Here is an 18822-nt window from a genome sequence, read left to right on the forward strand (position 1 = left end):
TGGAGAAGGAAAATGCGCCGGGCAAGCGCTCTGCTCGCCCGGCACGTTTTTGTGTCGTCTGTTTTGTCTTACTTGGCGTGCTCTTTCAACCACGCCTGCATGTCGGCGATTTCCTGCTCCTGCGCCTTGATGATCGCCTCCGCAAGCTTCCGCTGGGTCGGATCCTTGCCGTATTGAAGCTCGACCTTGGCCATGTCGATCGCGCCCTGGTGATGGGCGATCATGCCGCGGGTGAAATCGACGTCGGCATCGCCCGAATAGTCGATCGACATGCCCTCATGCATCTTGGCATTGCCGGCCTTGAACGCCTTGGTCGACGCGCTGTCATTGGCGTTAGCATCGCCCATCGCCATGCCGTTCATCTTCATGCCAGCCATGTCCATATTGGAATGGCTGCAGGCCGTATCTGCCGCGGAGGCAAGCGAGGTGGCAGAGAAAAGCGCAATCGCGGCTGCGGTAAAAAGGGTCGTTCTGGACATGAGATTTCCTTCCGTGTCCTTGAAATCCGTTGTTCGATCTGTCGAAGAAAACGGTCAGACGCGCGGAGGCGGCACCAGCGGCTGAAGGCCGGAAACGATCAGCGAGGGACCTCTCTCCGGCGCGGGATAGCGATGGATCAGCCGGCCCGTATCGGCAAAGGTGATTTCCGCCGGTGTCACAAGACAGGCGGAGCAGAAGGGCGCGATGCAGATCTTGCCGCCCCCCGACCCGAAATGCGGGCAGGGCAAGCCTGACGCGGCCTGCATGACACCCGCATGCCGTTCCACCATCCGGCCAGCCTGCGACTTTGCCATGTCATGGTGGCCATCAGACATCGCCATCATCTGCCCCGGCATGTCGGTCGTCATGTCTGACGTCATCCCGGATCCCATCGGGCCGGACATCGATGGCATGCCGATTGCCGGCATGGCTCCGTAAAGAAGCCAGGCGGCAAACATCATCATGGCGGCGAGCTGTTTCATTGCAATGATTCTAAGCCAGAGGCGGCGGAAATCAAGCGACGCCGACATCATGTCTCAAGGGCCGCCTGCCGCAGGGTCTCAGGCCACGATCGATCAGCAGGCGATGACCCGGTGCACCGCCTGCCGGTCGCGGCCGATCTCGCCGAAAGGCGCAACCGGCCAGTCCCAGCTGCGTTTGGCGGCCGGTGCCGGCACGCCGCAAAGCAGGTCGTCCGCCTCGATCGCCACCCCCTCGCGGTCGGTGACCTCATAGGCAAGATCGGTCAAAAGCGCCGTCTGGCACGGCAACCCGGCAAGCCCGTCGAGATGCGCCCGGATCAGCGTCGCGATGACCGCATCCGCGTCACCATGGCCGTCGCGCTCGACAACCCTGCGGCAACCGACACCGATCTGCGAGACGATATTGGCCGAGACGACGAGATCGAGATAGGGCACTTGCCTGAGGAACGACAAGGGCTCCGGCGCGTGGCCTGCAAGCGCATCGGAGAGGCCGGAAAGATCCCGCGAGATCAGCCGCACGTTGTGAAGCCGCTTCGCCCTGATCCAGGCGCGAACACTGGCAAGATGCACGAGATCGACCAGCACCACCGTATCGAAGGCCTTTGACAGGTCCATGATCGGCACGTCACGCAACAGGCCGGAACCGAGCACCACGGCGGTGCGCCGCTCCCGCATCGGCGCGATCGTCTCACGGATGAAGGCATGGCAGTTCTCTTCATGCGCCGCCCACTCTTTCGCGCACCGTCCGGCCCGGCCCCAGAGGCCGAGAGAAGAGCGGATGAAGGGGCGAAATTCCCGCGGCGTGACCATGGCGGTCGCGGCATATTGAATGGCTTCGAGGATCATACAATTACAGGCAAGGACTAGCGGTAAATCTGGCGGCGGTGATCGACTTCCATCACCAGAACCACCAATCGTTGATCTTGTATGTCACAGATGATGCGATAGTCACCAACCCTGTAGCGCCAGAGATGTTTGAAATGGGGTCCCTGGAGAGCCTCGCCGAGTTGACGGGGATCGTCGAGCGGCTTCACCCGAGTGTGCAGGAAATCTCGTATGCGAGCGGACTCCGTATGCCCCATTTTCTTGAGCTGTTTGATCGCGGTCGCCTGAAACTCAATCGTCCAGGCCAAGTTCGCGCTCCATCTCTTCCCAAGTGTAGGTACGTTCGCCATTCCGAATGCGCTCCATCGCCGCTTCGGCGAGCGCAATGTCATGCAGATCCTCGAGATGCTGCTCGATGACGTCGCGCATATAGGCGTCCGGTGCGGCGCCCGCTTCGGCCGCATATTCCTCGACGAGCTTCATCATCTCATCCGGCATTTCGATCGTGACGCGCTTGTTCATGGCGATGATCCCTCTGGTAGCGGACATATACCATCCGGTCCGACACTTCGCCAGCCGTCGCCCTTGCTGCATGGCGGTTGATCCTCTAAGAAACCGCTCGTATTTCGGGCCTTTCCCAAAGGCCATCAAGCGATGGATATCGATCATGAACGACAAGAGCAAAAAGCCCCAGAAACTCAAGGCCCGCCTGCCGCGCGGCTTTGTTGACCGCTCGAGCGCCGATATCCATGCCACCAACGAGATGACCGCCAAGATCCGCGAGGTCTATGAGCGCTACGGTTTCGACCCGGTCGAAACGCCGCTGTTCGAATATACTGATGCGCTGGGCAAGTTCCTGCCCGATAGCGACCGCCCCAACGAAGGCGTCTTCTCGCTGCAGGACGATGACGAGCAGTGGATGTCGCTGCGCTACGACCTGACGGCGCCGCTCGCCCGTCACGTGGCGGAGAATTTCAACGAGATCCAGCTGCCGTTCCGCACTTATCGCGCCGGCTATGTCTTCCGCAACGAGAAGCCGGGCCCGGGTCGTTTCCGCCAGTTCATGCAGTTCGATGCCGATACCGTCGGCGCGCCGGGCGTCCAGGCCGATGCCGAAATGTGCATGATGATGGCTGACACGATGGAAGCGCTCGGCATCAGGCGCGGCGACTATGTGATCCGCGTCAACAACCGCAAGGTTCTCGACGGCGTCATGGAAGCGATCGGCCTCGGCGGTGACGACAAGGCCGGCCAGCGTCTCAACGTGCTGCGCGCCATCGACAAGCTCGACAAGTTCGGCGAAGACGGCGTCAAGCTTCTCCTCGGCGAAGGCCGCAAGGATGAGAGCGGCGATTTCACCAAGGGTGCGGGCCTGAATAGCGACCAGATCGACAAGGTAACCGGCTTTGTCTCGTCTCTTGCTGTCGATAAAATTCTCGTCGATGACAAAGCTCTGGATTTGGTCGCTCTCGCAGAGAGTGCTTGCCAGCATTTGGATATTACGAGCCCAATGTTGACTGAGGGCTTCACGGAACTGAAGATAATTCAGTCTCTCGCGACCGGCGCAGGCTACTGCGCCGACCGCATCAAGATCGACCCGTCGGTCGTGCGCGGTCTCGAATATTACACCGGCCCGGTCTTCGAAGCCGAACTCCTGTTCGACGTCACCAACGAGAAGGGCGAGAAGGTTGTCTTCGGCTCGGTCGGCGGTGGCGGACGTTATGACGGCCTCGTGTCGCGCTTCATGGGCCAGCCGGTGCCGGCCACCGGCTTCTCCATCGGCGTCTCGCGCCTGATGACGGCCTTGAAAAACCTCGGCAAGCTCGGCCAGGACGAGGTCGTCGCACCCGTCCTCGTCACCGTCATGGATGGCGATGTCGACAGCATGGGCCGCTACCAGCGCTTCACGCAAGCGCTGCGCGCCGAAGGCATCCGCGCCGAAATGTACCAGGGCAACTGGAAGAAATTCGGCAACCAGCTGAAATATGCTGACCGCCGCGGCTGCCCGATCGCCATCATCCAGGGCGGCGACGAACGCGCCGAAGGCGTCGTGCAGCTGAAGGATCTAATCGAGGGCAAGCGTTTGTCCGGCGAGATCGAGGACAACGCCTCCTGGCGCGAGGCCCGTGTGGCGCAGGAGACAGTCTCCGAAGCAGATCTCGTCGCCAAGGTGAAGGACATTCTCGCAGCTCAGGCGGAAGATCGCAGGCGGGCCAAGGATGTTTGACAAACCCCTCCCCAACCCTCCCCACAAGGGGGAGGGGGCAGGTCGGCGTTCTTGGTTTGCCTTTCAAGCCACCGCCAAGTTTGATGATTTCGCACCTGATGGTGCGGCTGGCTTAACCCTCCCCCTTGTGGGGAGGGTCGGAGCGAAGCGACGGGGAGGGGACTTCCTTTCATGCCTCTGATCAACATGCCGGAATTCTCCGGCCACCTGCTCGACGAATTCGCCGCCCGCGGGACCGCTCGCATCGACACGCCAGTCATCCAGCCGGCAGCACCGTTTCTCGATATGGCCGGCGAGGATCTGCGCCGCCGCATCTTCTTGACCGAGAGCGAGACGGGCGAAAGCCTGTGTCTGCGGCCGGAATTCACCATTCCCGTCTGCCTGCGCCACATTGCCAATGCCACCGGCACGCCGCGGCGTTACTGCTATCTCGGCGAAGTCTTCCGCCAGCGCCGCGAGGGCGACAACGAATTCTATCAGGCCGGCATCGAGGATCTCGGTGAAACGGCAATCGCCGATGCCGATGCCCGTGCCGTCAACGATGCGGTCGAGATCCTTGAGAACCTCATTCCCGGCCGCCGGCTGAAGATCACCCTCGGCGACCAGGCGGTCTACGAGGCGGTGGTCAAGGCGCTCGGCCTTCCCGCCGGCTGGCAGAAGCGGCTGATCCAGTCTTTCGGCAATACCGCGCATCTGAAGCACCTGTTGCTCAGCCTGGCCAGCCCGCAGCCCGTCGCCGGCCTGTCGCCGGAACTGGCCCAATTGCTGCGGCAGGACGAGGCGGCGCTGATTGCCCATATCGACCACACGATGCAGGAAACCGGCTATTCCACCAATGCCAGCCGCTCGCCGCGCGAAATCGCCGCGCGGCTGAAGGAAAAGCTGGCGCTGGCCGAAACGCGGCTCGATGGCGCAGCGCTTCTGCTGCTCAGCGAGTTCCTGTCGCTCGAAATGCCGATGTCCGAGGCGCCGGCCGCACTGGCAGGCTTTGCCGATGCCGCCGGGCTTTCCATGGGCCAGGCACTTGCCACTTTCGAGGCGCGTGCTGGAGCGCTTGCCGATCTCGGCGTCGACCTGACCAGGGTCACCTATCGCGCTGCCTTCGGCCGTCCGCTCGATTATTACACCGGCCTCGTCTTCGAGGTCAGCCGCGATGATGCGGTTCTGGCGGGCGGTGGCCGTTTCGACCGGCTGATGACCTTGCTCGGTGCGAACGAAGACATTCCGGCCGTGGGCTTCTCGCTCTGGCTCGACCGGATCGAAAAGGCGAGGGCGCGCTGATGTCCACCATTACCATTGCTCTGCCCTCCAAGGGCCGGATGAAGGAAGATGCGTCTGCGATCTTCGAACGCGCCGGCCTGCCGATCGTCGCCGTCGGCAACGAGCGTTCCTATCGTGGCCGTGTCGAAGGCCGTGACGATATGGAGATCGCCTTCCTGTCAGCTTCGGAGATCGCCCGCGAGATCGGCGCCGGCACCGTCGATTTCGGCGTGACCGGCGAAGATCTGATCCGCGAAGGCCTGATCGATGCCGACGCGAAGATGGAAATTGCAGCCCGCCTCGGCTTCGGTCATGCCGATGTCGTCGTTGCCGTGCCGGAAATCTGGCTCGATGTCGACACCATGGCGGATCTCGGTGATGTCGCCGCCGATTTCCGCTCCCGCCACGGCCGCCGCCTGCAGATCGCCACCAAATACTGGCGGCTGACCCAGCAGCATTTCTCCGCGCAACACGGTATCCAGCTCTATCGCATCGTCGAAAGCCTCGGCGCCACCGAAGGCGCGCCCGCGGCGGGCCAGGCGGATATCATCGTCGACATCACCTCGACCGGCTCGACGCTCAAGGCCAATCACCTGAAGATCCTGTCGGACGGCATCATCCTCAAATCGGAAGCCTGCCTCGTCCGCGCCCGCAAGGAAAGCCACAAGGGCGATCCGCGCGTGATGGCGATCGTCGAGGCCGTGCGCAAGGTCGTCTGATCCTCATGGTCCGCTTCTGATGTCAGGCGAAGACGCCAATATCATCCCGCTCTACGAGCGCCACGCGCTGGCTTTCGACAAGCTGCGCGGCAGGAACCTGTTCGAAAGGCCGTGGCTCGAACATTTTTCGGCCCTGATGCCGCGCCGCGGCCATGTGCTCGATCTCGGTTGCGGCGGTGCCGAGCCGATGGCAGCCTTCCTGATCAAGCGCGGCTTTCATGTGACCGGCGTCGACACGTCGAAGACGCTGACCGGCCTTGCCCGGCAGCGCTTTCCCGGCATGGCCTGGTACCAGGCCGACATGCGCAAATTTTTTATCCCGACGAAGTTCGACGGCATCCTCGCCTGGCACAGCTTCTTCCACCTCAATGCCGATGACCAGCGGGCGATGTTCCCGCGTTTCGGCGCCATGGCCGGTCCGGGTGCTGCCCTGATGTTCACCGCCGGTCATTTCGAGGGCGAGGCGATGGGCGAGTTCGGCGGTGAGCCGTTGTATCACGCCAGCCTGTCGAGGGATGAGTATCAGGCACTGCTGACCAAAAACGGCTTTGAAGTCGTTGCCCAGATCACCCAGGACCCCGTCTGCGGTGGTGCTACCGTCTGGCTCGCCCGCAATATCAGGCGCTGATTTATCCATCGTTTTGGCAATAAAAAACCCGCCGGATGTTGGTCCGGCGGGAATGTCTTGGCAGGGAATTGATAAACGTTAGGCGGCAATTGCGACCGAACCGCGGCGGGCATCGAGCGAGTAGGCGCCTGCGCCGAAGGTGGCGAGCATGATATAGGCGCCGGCAAGCGTGAAGTTCTTCATCACCATGATGCCGTTGAGAGCATTGATCCAGCCAAGAGCCGGTTCAGGCCAGCCGGGAACGGCAACGGTCGGCAGGTGGAAGACGAGCGCGGTGAAGATGCAGAACAGGGCAAGCACCCAGCCGATGATCTTGACCTGGAAGCCGATCAAAACGCAGATGCCGGTGACCAGTTCGAAAATGCCGGCGAGATAGGCAAGCGCGGTCGCAGCCGGAAGGCCGGCACCGGCGATCATGCCCGCAGTGCCGGCCGGGTCGGTAACCTTGCCGAAACCGGTATAGATGAACATGAAGGCAAGCAGAATGCGTGCGATCAGAATAATGCCGTTCTGAGAGTTGGACATGGAAGTCTCCAGATGTTCGCTGCACACCGCTTTGTTGGGGCCAGCCGTTGAATTCTCTGGAAACCTGTTTGCCATTTTTACCTCGGATACGAAAGATGAACACAAGTAGACGAATTGTTCGCAAAAAATGAACGATATATGCATGCCGAGGAGCGGTCCGGTTGGAACCGTGAAAACTGCCAGGGCATGGGGAGAAGCCGCGCAATTGCGGGATCGTAGGGTTGGTAGTGTTGTTAGGCGTTGCAATTGCGCGGCCCTGGCATTCCGTCTCCTGTCTTCCGTCCCTTCCTTCCTGTTTGCCTCCTTTCGGGCCAACTGGGTCGGTTCTTCGACAGGCTGCCAAAGTCCGCGGTGGTTGCAGACTGATCGGCCGGTTGCCAGCCTCTGCCTGCCCGCGAACGTCTCGCGAAACACTCCGGTGGCGGAAGCAGGGCAAGTATGCGGTCTCTTCCGCTACCGGGGACGATAAGGTCCGAGATTTCTGCTAGGCCATTGAATCATCTTGGAACGAAGCTGTCATTCGTCCTCGCTCGCTGCAGCCGAATCCGTCCCGTGCGCAACCACTTTCCGTTCTCCATCCGAAACCGATCTGGCCGACGTCACTTTTTTCTGTCTGCAACTGCTGATCTTTGCCGACGGCCGCCTTTGGCCACAGAACCGACGCAAACCTCGGCAGGCTTGCGGCAGTTCATATGGGGGATTCGATCATGGCGGATATTTCAGGGAAATTGCGTATCGGGGTTCTTTTCGGCGGGCGGTCGGCCGAGCACGATGTGTCGATCATGTCGGCGACCAATGTGATGAACGCGCTCGATCCGGACAAATACGATGCCGTGCCGATCTTCATCACTCGCGAAGGACTGTGGCGGCTGAGCGCCTTCGAGGATGGTGAGCTGGCAAGGCCCGAGCATGGTACCGAACTCAGCCTCGTGCCCGGCGGCAGGGGCCGCGCGGTCGCCCTGCCGCAGGCCGGCACCCCCTATGAGCTGCCGGCTTTCGATATCATCTTTCCCGTCATCCACGGCCTCCATGCGGAAGATGGCGCCGTGCAGGGGCTTGCCGAAGTCGCCCGCGTGCCGCTGGCCGGATGCGGCGTGCTCGGCTCCGCCAATGCACTCGACAAGGATATCGCCAAGCGACTGTTCAACGAGGCCGGCATTCCGGCGGCACGCTCGGTGACGGTCTATCAGGATGCGGTTCCCGCCTTCGACGAACTTGAAGCAACCCTTGGCCTTCCCGTCTTCATCAAGCCGGCTCGCCAGGGCTCGTCGGTCGGTGTCAGCAAGGTTGCGACCAGCGCGGATTACGACAAGGCGCTGGCGGAAGGTTTTCGCCATGACAGCAAGCTTCTGGCGGAAGAATTCATCCGTGGCCGCGAGATCGAATGCGCCGTGCTGGAAGCGCCGGATGGCAGCCTGTTCGTCTCGACGACCGGCGAGATCGTGCCCGCCGAAAGCCACGGCTTCTACAGCTACGATGCCAAATATATCGACGAGGATGGCGCAGCACTCCGCGTGCCGGCACAGATGCCGGAGGACGTCGAGGACGAGATCCGCGCCTTCGCCGTGAAAGCCTTCCGGGCACTCGGCTGCGATGCCATGGCGCGCGCGGACTTCTTCCTGACGCCGGATGGCAGGATCCTCGTCAACGAACTCAACACCATTCCCGGCTTCACCAATATCAGCATGTATTCCAAGGTGATGGCCGCAAGCGGCGTCAGCTACCCTGAGGTCATCGACCGGCTGGTCGAACACGGTATCGCTAGGGCACGCAACGCGGTTTGAGCGACCGGGCCGGGGCGGCGCCTTTGCTGCCGCCTCCGCCATCGTTCGAGAACCAGCGCCGGCATCACGCTATTTATTAAAAACATATATATTACAATGTGTTATGTTCGTAATACGTAACGCATCGCGCCATATTGTGAAATTTGCGTCACGGAACTGTCATATTAACTTTCTGTTGAAACCCGGATGCGATGGCTGCCCCGGGCGTCGGAAATTCACCCCTAAGGAGATTGTCCGCGCCTTTGCAACCGTAGTCAGGACGTCAGGAAGTTTCAGCCATGCAGCATATCAAGATCGCCTGGAAGATCCTCTCGATCCTCGCTGTCTTCGGCCTGTTTTCGATCGCCGCGGCACTTTATGCCGGCAAGAGCATGATCGGCGCCGATGACCAGATTACCAGGTTGATGAACGGCGAGATCCGCGCCTCGGTGACGCTGCTCAAGGCCAATCTCGAACTGCAGAACGCCCGCGCCGATATTGCCGACCTCGTCATGGTGTCGGAGCCCGAGGCGGTCGGACGCGCGTTCAAGGACTATAATGCCACCCGCAAGGAATTCGAGGCGCTGATGGACAGCGTGATCGCTGCAACACCGGGCGATGCCGAGATGACCGCGATCAAGCAATCCGCCATCGATGTCCTCGACAAGGCCTGCAAGGAAACCCGCGACGACGGACTGATGTCGACGACCAAGGCAGACCGGCTGGAGGCGATCGACGCCTTCAGCAAGCAGTGTCAGCCCAACTTTCCGCCGCTTGCGGCCAAGATCATCGGCAAGTCGAAGGAGCTCGAAGATGCCGCCGCGGCGGGCGGAATGGAGCTGCATGCGAGCCTCTGGCAGACCGCCTCGACATCCGTTGCTGCAATGGTTGGCGGCACGGTCCTGATCATGGCACTTGCCTGGATTGCGGTCCGGTTCTGGCTGGTGCGCCCGGTCAACCGGCTGAGCGGCATCATGGCGACGCTCGCCTCGGGCGAATACGAGGTAGAGATTTCCGGCACGACACGGCGCGATGAGATCGGCGCCATGGCCAATGCCGTTCAGGTGTTCAAGGACAACGCCCACAGGGCGCGCGAGACGGAGCGCGAGGCGGCGGAACACCGCGATATCGCGGCAAGGCAGCGTGATGCCCATGCCGAAGAGGATCGCATCCGCGCAGCCGCGATGGCCAGGGCGACGGAAGGGCTGGCGGGCGGCCTGAGGCAGCTTGCCGCCGGCGATCTGACCGCAAGGCTCGACGCCCCCTTCGCCGCCGATTTCGAAACACTGCGCAGCGATTTCAACGCGGCAGTCGTCCAGTTGCAGCAGGCGCTCGGTGCCGTCGCCCGCGCCACCCGCTCGATCGACAGCGGCTCGCGGGAAGTCAGCCAGAGCGCCGACGACCTTGCCAAGCGCACCGAGCAGCAGGCGGCCTCGCTGGAAGAGACCGCGGCAGCGCTCGACGAGATCACCACCAATGTGGCCAATTCGACGAGGCGGGCCGAAGAGGCCCGCAGCGCCGCCGTCGAGGCGAACAAGAGCGCCCGCCTGTCGGGTCAGGTAGTGCAGAACACCGTCGAGGCGATGGCACGTATCGAACAGTCCTCCGGCCAGATTTCCAGCATTATCGGGGTGATCGACGAGATTGCCTTCCAGACCAACCTTCTGGCCTTGAATGCCGGCGTCGAGGCGGCCCGCGCCGGCGATGCAGGCAAGGGCTTTGCCGTCGTCGCCCAGGAAGTACGCGAACTTGCGCAGCGTTCCGCAGCCGCCGCCCGCGAGATCAAGGGCCTGATCGGCAAATCCTCCGTCGAGGTCTCCTCCGGCGTCAAGCTGGTCAGCGAGACCGGCACCGCGTTGAAGGCGATTGAGGCGCATATCGTTTCAATCAACGGGCATATGGATGCGATCGCCACCTCGTCGCGGGAACAGTCGACCGGGCTTTCCGAAGTCAACGGTGCCGTCAACCGCATGGACCAGGTAACCCAGCAGAATGCCGCCATGGTGGAAGAAGCCAACGCCGCCGGCGCCACGCTCGCCGCCGAAGCCGGCCGGCTCCAGGACCTGATCGGCCGGTTCCGCATCGAGGTTGCCGAGATGGAAGATGATCAGGCGGAGCACCTGCGCCGCACCGCCGAAGCGATGGCCGCCCCGTCATCCGCAACGCCATCTCTACGCCGCAGCGCCTGAGGCTGCTTGCGTTGCCCGTATCACCTCTGGCGCGGTGTTACCGCGGGGCAGCGCAGTCAGGCCGCACAGCCCGCTTGGGTTACGCAGACATCAAGTAATAACTTGCGGGCTAATACTGTGCCTTGTCATTGGCTGTGCTGATGTCCCCCATATCCGGTTATCCGCTGATCTCAGGCGTGGGTGAAGACGAATGACGAACTGTTCTGCACCCGCTCCATCACGGCATCCGCGTCCGACATCTGCGCAAGCGGAATGAAGAAGATGACGTCCGGCAGGTCGCGGGCGTCACCGGCGGTGATCTGCAGGATGCCGTCGCGCTCGAAGATCAGGCCTATCCTTTCGGCGTCGTCATAGTTGGCGGCGAAGCGGACATTGTCCTGCACCAGCTCGAAACCGTCCTCGCTGAAACGGGCCTCGCCGCGCACGCTGTCGCGGCCCTTGAAGATCCGCTTGTCGATCGCCTTGACCACGGCCTTCTGCGACACGGTTCTGCTCGCGCCGAGTTGCCCCATGCCCCGCTTTATCCGCCAGTCGCTGAATTTGAACAGAAAGCCGAAGACGATCAGGATCACCACGCCGATCTGCATATAGGGCGGTCGGTTGAGCCAGATGCCGGCAATGATCGACGGGATCAGCACGATGATCGACAGGAGGCGGAGCTTGCGCCACAGCCCGGTCTTGTCTTCGACCACTGCGGCTGATGCGCCGCGCTGGACCTCCATGACCGCCAGAACATCCGGCCGTCGCAAGGTGAAGCTGCCTCTGCTGATCGTTTCCTCATGTCGCATCCGGGTCTCCTTGTCGCGGCCGGCCCGAAGGCCGGCTTCATGCCATTCGAAGAAGCGTTTAGATGATATGGACTCAGGATGCCACACGCCATGCGGGCATATGGCTGTGGCGGCATCGGGCGGATATCTCCTTGATCCGATACCGAATAATGTCCGGCCAGATCAGATCAGATCAGATCCGTCGGTCGAATACCTTGAGCGGTGATTTGAGCCGGTAGAGCGTCGTCGGCCGTCTTGCCCGCTCCGTTTGCCTTTTCTCGCCCTCTACCTCCTCCAAAAGGTCGAGGTCGTTGATCTTGCGACGAAAGGCGCTCTGGTCCAGCCTCTCGCCCATCACGGTCTCGTAGATCGCCTGCAGTTCCGACATCGTAAAAACATCCGGGAGAAGCCGTGCCGGAATGGTGGAATAGGCGCCCTTGCCGCGCAGCCTTTCCAGCGCGGTCTTGATGATCTCGCCGTGATCGAAGGGCAGTTCGCCCGGCGAAACGGCAGGTCGCAGATCGAGGGTGACGCCCGCATGCTCCACCAGGGCAGGGGGGACCAGTGCAACATAGGCGATGGACACAGACCAGCCGCGCGGATCGCGAGTCGCGGAGGCAAAGGTCTTGAGCTGTTCGAAGAAGATACCGGTCAGCCCCGCCTTGGCCTTGAGAATGCGGACCACGGCAGATTGGGTATCGGCATCCTCGTCGGTATGGACATAACCGCCGATCAGTGCCGGGGCGCCTGCATAAGGTTCGCCCGGGCGCGGCAGGAGTGCAACATGCAGCCGCGCGGCGCAGACCGTCAAAAGCACGATGTCCACTGTCACGATCGGCCGCGGGTAGTCGGTTTCAGCCATCTCTTCAAACCTCGTCAGCGCTTCGCGCTCATGGCCTCTTCCTTAACCGCTGCCTCGCAGAACAACAAATTGCAAATGGCAACTTGCAAAATACATATTGCAAGTTTATATAGAGATCACCGGCAGGCGGGCAGTGTTCGAAACGGAACGCAGCCCGGCGCCGCGAACCGAAGGCAGAAGCAAAGGAGTGTTGCCATGGGTATGGGACGTTTCAGCACGGCCGATTGGGCCGATTACAACGCGCGCCACGTCAACGGCCGCAGCCGTTCGGAGATTTTCGGCGCTACCGGCATGGACCCGCGTTTCGATCCGGCGCGCTTCGGCTATCGCGAAAGTCGCGACAGCGATTTCAACCCGCAGTCGACGCCGATCATCCTTGCCGCTGACGTGACCGGTTCGATGGGCATGATCGCGCATGAATTGATGCGCAACGGGCTGGTGACGCTGACATCGGAAATCTACGACCGGCGCCCGGTCAGCGATCCGCATATCATGGTCGCGGCGATCGGGGATGCGACCTGCGACCGGGCACCGCTTCAGGCGACCCAGTTCGAGGCCGATATCTCGCTCGCAAGCCAGATCCGCGGCTTGTGGCTGGAAGGCGGTGGCGGCGGCAATGACGGCGAAAGCTACAGTGCAGCCCACCTGCTTGCCGCCTTGAAGACATCCACCGATGCCTTCGAGAAGCGCGGCCGCAAGGGGTATCTCTTCACCATCGGCGACGAGCCGATCCTCGACGGGCTGACCGGCCGGCAGATTAGCGAGATCTTCGGCACCGAAGGTCCGCGCGGAGGCCTGAGCGCCCGCCAATGCCTGCAGGCTGCGCAGAAATATTACGACGTCTTCCACATCGTCATTCGCGAAGGCTATGCCGCCAGCCGGATGTCGAGGGTGCTGGACACCTGGGAGCCGCTTTTGCCCGGCCGCACCTATGTGCTGGAAGACTACCGCCGTCTGGCCGAACTGGTCGTGTCGATCATCGAGATCAACGAAGGGCGAGACGCCGATGATGTGGCCGCAAGCTGGGGCGCCGAGGCCGGCACCATCGTCGCCAGGGCCGTGCACGCCCGCCCGAAGAGAAAGTTCCTGAACTTCTTCTGATCCGGCGGCTGCATTTCGGGAGGGGATAGGGAGCCCCTCCCACCCCTGCGACGAGGGGAGGGCTTTCTGCACCCTTCGTTGCCCTCTTTAATCCCAAGACAAGGAGCTTTCCCATGAACATCCGAGCACAGGCCGTCATCGGCGCTGCCTATGGTGACGAAGGCAAGGGATTGATGGTCGACCGATTGTCGGCCATGGCGGAAAACACCGGCGAAAACGCCGTCGTCGTCCGCAGCAATGGCGGCGCCCAGGCCGGCCACACGGTCATCTCGCCGCAAGGTATGCGACACGTTTTCCACCATGTGGGATCGGGCAGCTTCGCCGGTGCCGCGACCCATTTCAGCCGCTTCTTCGTCGCCCATCCGATGCTGCTGATCGACGAACTCGCCACGCTCGCCGATCTCGGTATCCGGCGCCGCCTGACCGGTGATCCTGCCGTTCCCGTCACCACGCCCTATGACGTCATCCTCAACCAGGCGGTCGAGATGGCGCGTGGCCATGGCCGTCACGGCAGTTGCGGCCTCGGTTTCGGCGAAACGATCGAACGCAACCTGAGGCCGGAATTCTCGCTCACCCTGCGTGATCTCTATCGTCCCGATCTTGCCGCCCGCCTTGCTGCGATACGTGACCTCTGGGTGCCTGACCGGCTGGCCGCTCTCGGCATGGAAAACCTTCCCGGCGAACTGGCATCGGCGCTTCGGGCGGAGGCCACGATGTTGCGGTTCATGGAGGACTGTGAGGCGACGCTCGATCATGTTGTGCTGTGGCCCGACCGTCGGCTGGCCGAACTGGGACCGGTCATTTTCGAGGCGGCTCAAGGCCTGCTGCTCGATCAGGATTTCGGTGCCTTCCCGCATGTGACCCGTTCCAATACCGGGCTTAAAAACATTCTTGCCATCGCCTCGGGAGCCGGCATCGATACGCTCGACGTGACCTATGTGACGCGCGTCTATACCACCCGGCACGGCGCGGGGCCGCTGAAGGGCGAGGTGGCGAGACTTGAAAATCTGCGCATCACTGACCCGACCAACGCGCCGAACGACTGGCAGGGGACCCTGCGCCTCGCACCGCTCGATCTCGATATCCTGCGCAATGCCATCGCCCATGATCTCGACCGCGACCATGCTGGCATTGCCGTCTCGGCGGGTCTCGCAGTCACCTGTCTCGATCAGGCGGAAGGCGCCTTTGCCGTGGTTGATGATGGCAACGCCGTGTATCTCGATCCGGCAGGCGCGGCCTGCCGCATCGCGGAGGCTGCCGGTCTTGCGCTTGCGGCGGAAAGCTGGGGGCCGGGGCGCCACGACGTCAGCAGCAAGGTGGAGGTGGATCTGAACGCAGATATGGTGACCGATGCTTGATGGAGCATGCCCCTGATCCTCTGCACAAAATGTTGAAAGCATTGCCCCTAATGCAAAAAGGGCGGCCTCGCGACCGCCCTTTCCGTATTCTGAACCGGATGGCTCAGACGCAAGACCTCAATGGTCTCACATCATGTCCATGCCGCCCATTCCGCCCATGCCGCCAGGCATGCCGCCGGCCGGAGCGTCCTTCTTCGGCAGCTCGGCGATCATGGCTTCCGTGGTGATCAGCAGCGAAGCAACCGAAGCTGCGTTCTGCAGAGCCGTACGGACAACCTTGACCGGGTCGACGATACCCATGGCGATCATGTCGCCATATTCGGACGTCTGGGCGTTGTAACCGAAGTTGTCTTCGTTCTTTTCGAGGATCTTGCCGACCACGATCGAAGCTTCGTCACCGGCGTTTTCGGCGATCTGGCGAACCAGGGCCTGCAGCGCGCGGCGGATGATGTTGATGCCAGCTTCCTGGTCATCGTTTTCACCCTTGGCGGTGATCTTCGAAGCCGAACGGAGCAGGGCAACGCCGCCGCCCGGTACGATGCCTTCCTGAACGGCCGCGCGGGTTGCGTTCAGAGCGTCGTCGATGCGGTCCTTGCGTTCCTTGACTTCGATTTCGGTCGAGCCGCCGACGCGGATGACGGCAACGCCGCCAGCGAGCTTGGCAAGACGTTCCTGCAGCTTTTCGCGGTCGTAGTCCGAAGTGGTTTCTTCGATCTGCGCCTTGATCTGGGCTACGCGGCCTTCGATGTCAGCCTTCTGGCCGGCGCCGTCGACGATCGTCGTGTTTTCCTTGGAGATCGAAACCTTCTTGGAACGGCCGAGCATGTCGAGGGTGACGTTTTCGAGCTTGATGCCGAGGTCTTCGGAAATGACGGTACCACCGGTCAGGATGGCGATGTCTTCCAGCATGGCCTTGCGGCGATCGCCGAAGCCCGGAGCCTTGACGGCAGCAATCTTCAGGCCGCCACGCAGCTTGTTGACGACGAGCGTTGCAAGAGCTTCGCCTTCGACGTCTTCAGCGATGATGACGAGCGGCTTGCCGGTCTGAACGACGGCTTCGAGAACCGGCAGCATGGCCTGGAGGTTCGAGAGCTTCTTTTCGTGCAGGAGGATGAAAGCGTCGTCGAGGTCGGCGATCATCTTTTCCGGGTTGGTCACGAAGTAGGGCGACAGGTAGCCGCGGTCGAACTGCATGCCTTCGACGACTTCGAGTTCGGTTTCAGCGGTCTTGGCTTCTTCGACGGTGATGACGCCTTCGTTGCCAACCTTCTGCATGGCTTCGGCAATGTCTGCACCAACCTGCTTGTCGCCGTTGGCAGAGATCGTGCCGACCTGGGCAACTTCAGCCGAGGTGGAGATCTTCTTTGCCTTTGCCTGCAGGTCCTTGACGACTTCTGCAACAGCGAGGTCAACGCCGCGCTTCAGGTCCATCGGGTTCATGCCGGCAGCAACGGCCTTTGCACCTTCGCGAACGATCGCGCGGGCCAGAACGGTTGCAGTCGTGGTGCCGTCGCCGGCGATATCGTTGGTCTTCGAAGCGACTTCGCGGACCATCTGGGCGCCCATGTTTTCGAACTTGTCGTCAAGTTCGATTTCCTTGGCGACCGATACGCCGTCCTTGGTGATGCGCGGAGCGCCGAAGGACTTGTCGATAACGACGTTACGACCCTTCGGGCCGAGCGTTACCTGCACTGCGTCAGCGAGGATGTCGACGCCGCGCAGCATCTTTTCGCGCGCAGAGCGGCCGAATTTTACTTCTTTAGCTGCCATGTTGAGAACTCCTGAATAGAGGTGTCAGCGAATTTTAAGAAAAAGGCGTTGCCGGCAATCAGCCGATAACGCCCATGATGTCGGATTCCTTCATGATCAGAAGGTCTTCGCCGTTAAGCTTGACTTCCGTGCCGGACCACTTGCCGAACAGGACGCGGTCGCCGACCTTGACGTCGAGAGCAACGAGTGCACCCTTGTCGTCGCGCGAACCCGGACCAACGGCGATGATTTCGCCTTCAGCCGGCTTTTCCTTGGCGGTGTCCGGAATGATGATGCCGCCCTTGGTCTTTTCTTCAGACTCGACGCGCTTGACGACAACGCGATCGTGCAGGGGGCGGAAAGTTGTGCTTGCCATTGTCTAATCCCTCGATCAAATGACATGGACAGGTCTCAGGAATAAGACCCGCGGATCTCGTTTAGCACTCCTCTCTTCAGAGTGCTAACGGAGCCCGAGATAAGGGTGGCCATCAGGCGAGTCAAGAACGGGCTCGAAATTTTCGTTGCCACCGCGCTCCATCAGGCGAAATAGGCTTAACGGAACCGCCCTTCCCGGGCAGCATGGCTTTTGCCGACCGAGTTTGACCAGAGGATGGCAGCGTCCCTGATAACGCCTGAACGTGACAGTTTTAAAGAGGCGGCTTCCTTCGTGGTGGCCTGCTTCAAGGCAGCCGGTTTGTATCTGACAAAGTCCCCCTCTGGCCTGCCGGCCATCTCCCCCACAAGAGGGGAGAGGATCTGAGGTGACCGCCTTGGCTCAATTGAAGCCCGGGGGGCAGCTGGGTTAAGCCCTCCCCCTTGTGGCGAGGGTAGGGAGGGGTCTTGGTCGCAAGAGACGGAGCATGGTTGCCGTTCTGGGCTTTTGCGTCGCAGCCGCTTCCCGATCCGCCTGCCGGCTCTCATGTAACGATCCGATGAAATATCCCGCACCGCACGCAAATCTCCTTGCCATAGCGGCTACGCTTTGCGACATCACCGGCAGTTCCATGCAGAGGTGATCGATAAGAATGGTTGAGCGCATCCAGAATTTGAGCGAGGTTCTCGGCGGCTACGACGTGGTCCTGTCCGATGTCTGGGGCGTGGTGCATAACGGCGTTTCTGCCTTCCAGCATTCCTGCCACGCACTCGCGGCGGCCCGCAAGGCGGGTGCCACCGTCGTGCTGATCACCAATTCCCCGCGCCCGTCGCCGGGCGTCATCACCCAGTTGAAGGCACTCGGTGTTGCCGACGATACCTATGACCGTATCGTCACCTCCGGCGACGTCACCCGCACCCTGATCGCCGAAGGTCCGAAAAAGGTGTTCCTGCTCGGCCCCGAGCGCGACATGCCGCTTTTCGACGGCATCGACGTCGAGGTCGTCTCCGCCGATGAGGCCGAAGCCATCGTCTGCACCGGCTTCTTCGACGACGAGAAGGAAGTGCCGGAAGATTATACCGACATGCTGAAGGCCTGGGTCGCCCGCGACGTTCCCTTCATCTGCGCCAATCCGGATCTGGTCGTCGAGCGCGGCCACAAGATGATCCCCTGCGCCGGTGCGGTTGCCGCCTATTACGAACAGCTCGGCGGCAAGACCCGCATTGCCGGCAAGCCGCATTTTCCGATCTATGATGCGTCGCTCGCCGCTGCCCGCGAGGCGCGCGGCGATTTCGACAAGGCCAAGGTGCTCGCTATCGGCGACGGCATGCCGACCGATGTGCGCGGCGCGCTTTCGCAGGGCCTCGACCTGCTCTATATCTCCGGCGGCATCCATGTCGCGGAATATACCGTCAACGGCGAGACCGACGAGGCGATCCTCAAGGCCTGGCTCAAGGCTGAAAACGCCGCGCCGAAATTCTGGATGCCCAGACTGGCTTGATTGATCTGGCCTG

At 61.7% G+C, this 18822-nt stretch carries 19 protein-coding genes; 9 read left to right on the forward strand and 10 right to left on the reverse strand.

Annotation, left to right across the window (positions count from 1 at the left end; translation table 11 throughout):
* Positions 1–68 precede the first annotated feature (68 nt).
* The 5 genes from copM to relB form a co-directional block, all read right to left on the reverse strand.
* Complete coding sequence (copM, locus tag NCHU2750_RS01895; protein ID WP_119938904.1) at positions 69–479, reverse strand: CopM family metallochaperone; 411 nt, start codon at positions 477–479, stop codon at positions 69–71.
* Positions 480–533: 54 nt separating this feature from the next.
* A complete protein-coding gene (locus NCHU2750_RS01900) occupies positions 534–962 on the reverse strand; it encodes a hypothetical protein (RefSeq protein WP_162939446.1) in 429 nt (142 codons plus the stop codon).
* 93 nt (positions 963–1055) lie between these two features.
* Entirely contained in the window at positions 1056–1808 is a 753-nt protein-coding gene (locus tag NCHU2750_RS01905) for a hypothetical protein (protein ID WP_119938906.1), read from the reverse strand.
* A gap of 17 nt (positions 1809–1825) precedes the next feature.
* On the reverse strand, positions 1826–2095 hold the full coding sequence (locus NCHU2750_RS01910) for a type II toxin-antitoxin system RelE family toxin (protein WP_119938907.1): 270 nt from the start codon (positions 2093–2095) through the stop codon (positions 1826–1828).
* Positions 2079–2336: a type II toxin-antitoxin system RelB family antitoxin gene (gene relB, locus NCHU2750_RS01915; RefSeq protein ID WP_162939447.1), complete on the reverse strand. Its 258-nt coding sequence runs from the start codon at positions 2334–2336 to the stop codon at positions 2079–2081. Before relB ends, NCHU2750_RS01910 begins: the two co-directional genes overlap by 17 nt.
* A gap of 118 nt (positions 2337–2454) precedes the next feature.
* Here relB and hisS point away from each other — a divergent pair, with 118 nt between their 5' ends.
* The 4 genes from hisS (at position 2455) to NCHU2750_RS01935 (ending at position 6621) form a co-directional block, all read left to right on the forward strand.
* Positions 2455–4014 (forward strand): histidine--tRNA ligase, encoded by a 1560-nt coding sequence (gene hisS, locus NCHU2750_RS01920; RefSeq protein WP_119938909.1) that lies wholly within the window; start codon positions 2455–2457, stop codon positions 4012–4014.
* Positions 4015–4185: 171 nt separating this feature from the next.
* Positions 4186–5295 (forward strand): ATP phosphoribosyltransferase regulatory subunit, encoded by a 1110-nt coding sequence (locus tag NCHU2750_RS01925; RefSeq protein ID WP_119938910.1) that lies wholly within the window; start codon positions 4186–4188, stop codon positions 5293–5295.
* Entirely contained in the window at positions 5295–5993 is a 699-nt protein-coding gene (gene hisG / locus NCHU2750_RS01930; protein ID WP_119938911.1) for an ATP phosphoribosyltransferase, read from the forward strand. The genes NCHU2750_RS01925 and hisG overlap by 1 nt, the downstream gene beginning before the upstream one ends.
* A 19-nt stretch (positions 5994–6012) precedes the next feature.
* The gene (locus NCHU2750_RS01935) at positions 6013–6621 is read left to right on the forward strand and encodes a class I SAM-dependent DNA methyltransferase (RefSeq protein ID WP_119938912.1); all 609 of its coding nucleotides are present in this window, start codon (positions 6013–6015) and stop codon (positions 6619–6621) included.
* Positions 6622–6699: 78 nt separating this feature from the next.
* Here the strand turns inward: NCHU2750_RS01935 and NCHU2750_RS01940 are convergent, their stop codons facing one another.
* A complete protein-coding gene (locus NCHU2750_RS01940; protein ID WP_119938913.1) occupies positions 6700–7146 on the reverse strand; it encodes a DoxX family protein in 447 nt (148 codons plus the stop codon).
* Between the two features lie 707 nt (positions 7147–7853).
* Between NCHU2750_RS01940 and NCHU2750_RS01945 the strand changes: the two genes are divergently transcribed.
* Positions 7854–8930, forward strand: a complete 1077-nt coding sequence (locus tag NCHU2750_RS01945; protein ID WP_119942835.1) for a D-alanine--D-alanine ligase family protein — start codon at positions 7854–7856, stop codon at positions 8928–8930.
* A 278-nt stretch (positions 8931–9208) separates the two neighbouring features.
* Positions 9209–11098 carry a methyl-accepting chemotaxis protein gene (locus NCHU2750_RS01950; RefSeq protein ID WP_119938914.1) on the forward strand — a complete coding sequence of 630 codons (1890 nt, stop codon included), beginning with the start codon at positions 9209–9211 and terminating at the stop codon, positions 11096–11098.
* 170 nt (positions 11099–11268) lie between these two features.
* On the opposite strand, the gene NCHU2750_RS01955 is transcribed toward NCHU2750_RS01950, so the two are convergent.
* Complete coding sequence (locus tag NCHU2750_RS01955; protein WP_119938915.1) at positions 11269–11886, reverse strand: hypothetical protein; 618 nt, start codon at positions 11884–11886, stop codon at positions 11269–11271.
* Between the two features lie 172 nt (positions 11887–12058).
* The gene (locus NCHU2750_RS01960) at positions 12059–12727 is read right to left on the reverse strand and encodes an NUDIX hydrolase (protein ID WP_119938916.1); all 669 of its coding nucleotides are present in this window, start codon (positions 12725–12727) and stop codon (positions 12059–12061) included.
* Between the two features lie 195 nt (positions 12728–12922).
* Between NCHU2750_RS01960 and NCHU2750_RS01965 the strand changes: the two genes are divergently transcribed.
* On the forward strand, positions 12923–13828 hold the full coding sequence (locus NCHU2750_RS01965) for a hypothetical protein (protein ID WP_119938917.1): 906 nt from the start codon (positions 12923–12925) through the stop codon (positions 13826–13828).
* 113 nt (positions 13829–13941) lie between these two features.
* Positions 13942–15186 carry an adenylosuccinate synthetase gene (locus NCHU2750_RS01970; protein WP_119938918.1) on the forward strand — a complete coding sequence of 415 codons (1245 nt, stop codon included), beginning with the start codon at positions 13942–13944 and terminating at the stop codon, positions 15184–15186.
* A 126-nt stretch (positions 15187–15312) separates the two neighbouring features.
* Here the strand turns inward: NCHU2750_RS01970 and groL are convergent, their stop codons facing one another.
* Together groL and groES are read right to left on the reverse strand one after the other, a co-directional pair.
* Positions 15313–16956 (reverse strand): chaperonin GroEL, encoded by a 1644-nt coding sequence (groL, locus tag NCHU2750_RS01975; RefSeq protein ID WP_119938919.1) that lies wholly within the window; start codon positions 16954–16956, stop codon positions 15313–15315.
* Positions 16957–17014: 58 nt separating this feature from the next.
* Complete coding sequence (groES, locus tag NCHU2750_RS01980; RefSeq protein WP_119938920.1) at positions 17015–17311, reverse strand: co-chaperone GroES; 297 nt, start codon at positions 17309–17311, stop codon at positions 17015–17017.
* Between the two features lie 649 nt (positions 17312–17960).
* Between groES and NCHU2750_RS01985 the strand changes: the two genes are divergently transcribed.
* Positions 17961–18809, forward strand: a complete 849-nt coding sequence (locus tag NCHU2750_RS01985; protein WP_119938921.1) for a TIGR01459 family HAD-type hydrolase — start codon at positions 17961–17963, stop codon at positions 18807–18809.
* Positions 18810–18822: the final 13 nt, after the last annotated feature.

Source organism: Neorhizobium sp. NCHU2750 (assembly GCF_003597675.1).
Taxonomy (GTDB): domain Bacteria; phylum Pseudomonadota; class Alphaproteobacteria; order Rhizobiales; family Rhizobiaceae; genus Neorhizobium.

What these genes read in the sequence shown, in the direction of transcription:
- groES (WP_119938920.1), bottom strand. Translation starts at nt 17,311, where the DNA reads ATGGCAAGCACAACTTTCCGCCCCCTGCACGATCGCGTTGTCGTCAAG.
- NCHU2750_RS01905 (WP_119938906.1), bottom strand. Translation starts at nt 1,808, where the DNA reads ATGATCCTCGAAGCCATTCAATATGCCGCGACCGCCATGGTCACGCCG.
- hisS (WP_119938909.1), top strand. Translation starts at nt 2,455, where the DNA reads ATGAACGACAAGAGCAAAAAGCCCCAGAAACTCAAGGCCCGCCTGCCG.
- hisG (WP_119938911.1), top strand. Translation starts at nt 5,295, where the DNA reads ATGTCCACCATTACCATTGCTCTGCCCTCCAAGGGCCGGATGAAGGAA.
- NCHU2750_RS01925 (WP_119938910.1), top strand. Translation starts at nt 4,186, where the DNA reads ATGCCTCTGATCAACATGCCGGAATTCTCCGGCCACCTGCTCGACGAA.
- NCHU2750_RS01900 (WP_162939446.1), bottom strand. Translation starts at nt 962, where the DNA reads ATGAAACAGCTCGCCGCCATGATGATGTTTGCCGCCTGGCTTCTTTAC.
- NCHU2750_RS01960 (WP_119938916.1), bottom strand. Translation starts at nt 12,727, where the DNA reads ATGGCTGAAACCGACTACCCGCGGCCGATCGTGACAGTGGACATCGTG.
- NCHU2750_RS01965 (WP_119938917.1), top strand. Translation starts at nt 12,923, where the DNA reads ATGGGTATGGGACGTTTCAGCACGGCCGATTGGGCCGATTACAACGCG.
- copM (WP_119938904.1), bottom strand. Translation starts at nt 479, where the DNA reads ATGTCCAGAACGACCCTTTTTACCGCAGCCGCGATTGCGCTTTTCTCT.
- NCHU2750_RS01945 (WP_119942835.1), top strand. Translation starts at nt 7,854, where the DNA reads ATGGCGGATATTTCAGGGAAATTGCGTATCGGGGTTCTTTTCGGCGGG.
- NCHU2750_RS01970 (WP_119938918.1), top strand. Translation starts at nt 13,942, where the DNA reads ATGAACATCCGAGCACAGGCCGTCATCGGCGCTGCCTATGGTGACGAA.
- NCHU2750_RS01935 (WP_119938912.1), top strand. Translation starts at nt 6,013, where the DNA reads ATGTCAGGCGAAGACGCCAATATCATCCCGCTCTACGAGCGCCACGCG.
- NCHU2750_RS01985 (WP_119938921.1), top strand. Translation starts at nt 17,961, where the DNA reads ATGGTTGAGCGCATCCAGAATTTGAGCGAGGTTCTCGGCGGCTACGAC.
- groL (WP_119938919.1), bottom strand. Translation starts at nt 16,956, where the DNA reads ATGGCAGCTAAAGAAGTAAAATTCGGCCGCTCTGCGCGCGAAAAGATG.
- relB (WP_162939447.1), bottom strand. Translation starts at nt 2,336, where the DNA reads ATGTCCGCTACCAGAGGGATCATCGCCATGAACAAGCGCGTCACGATC.
- NCHU2750_RS01940 (WP_119938913.1), bottom strand. Translation starts at nt 7,146, where the DNA reads ATGTCCAACTCTCAGAACGGCATTATTCTGATCGCACGCATTCTGCTT.
- NCHU2750_RS01955 (WP_119938915.1), bottom strand. Translation starts at nt 11,886, where the DNA reads ATGCGACATGAGGAAACGATCAGCAGAGGCAGCTTCACCTTGCGACGG.
- NCHU2750_RS01950 (WP_119938914.1), top strand. Translation starts at nt 9,209, where the DNA reads ATGCAGCATATCAAGATCGCCTGGAAGATCCTCTCGATCCTCGCTGTC.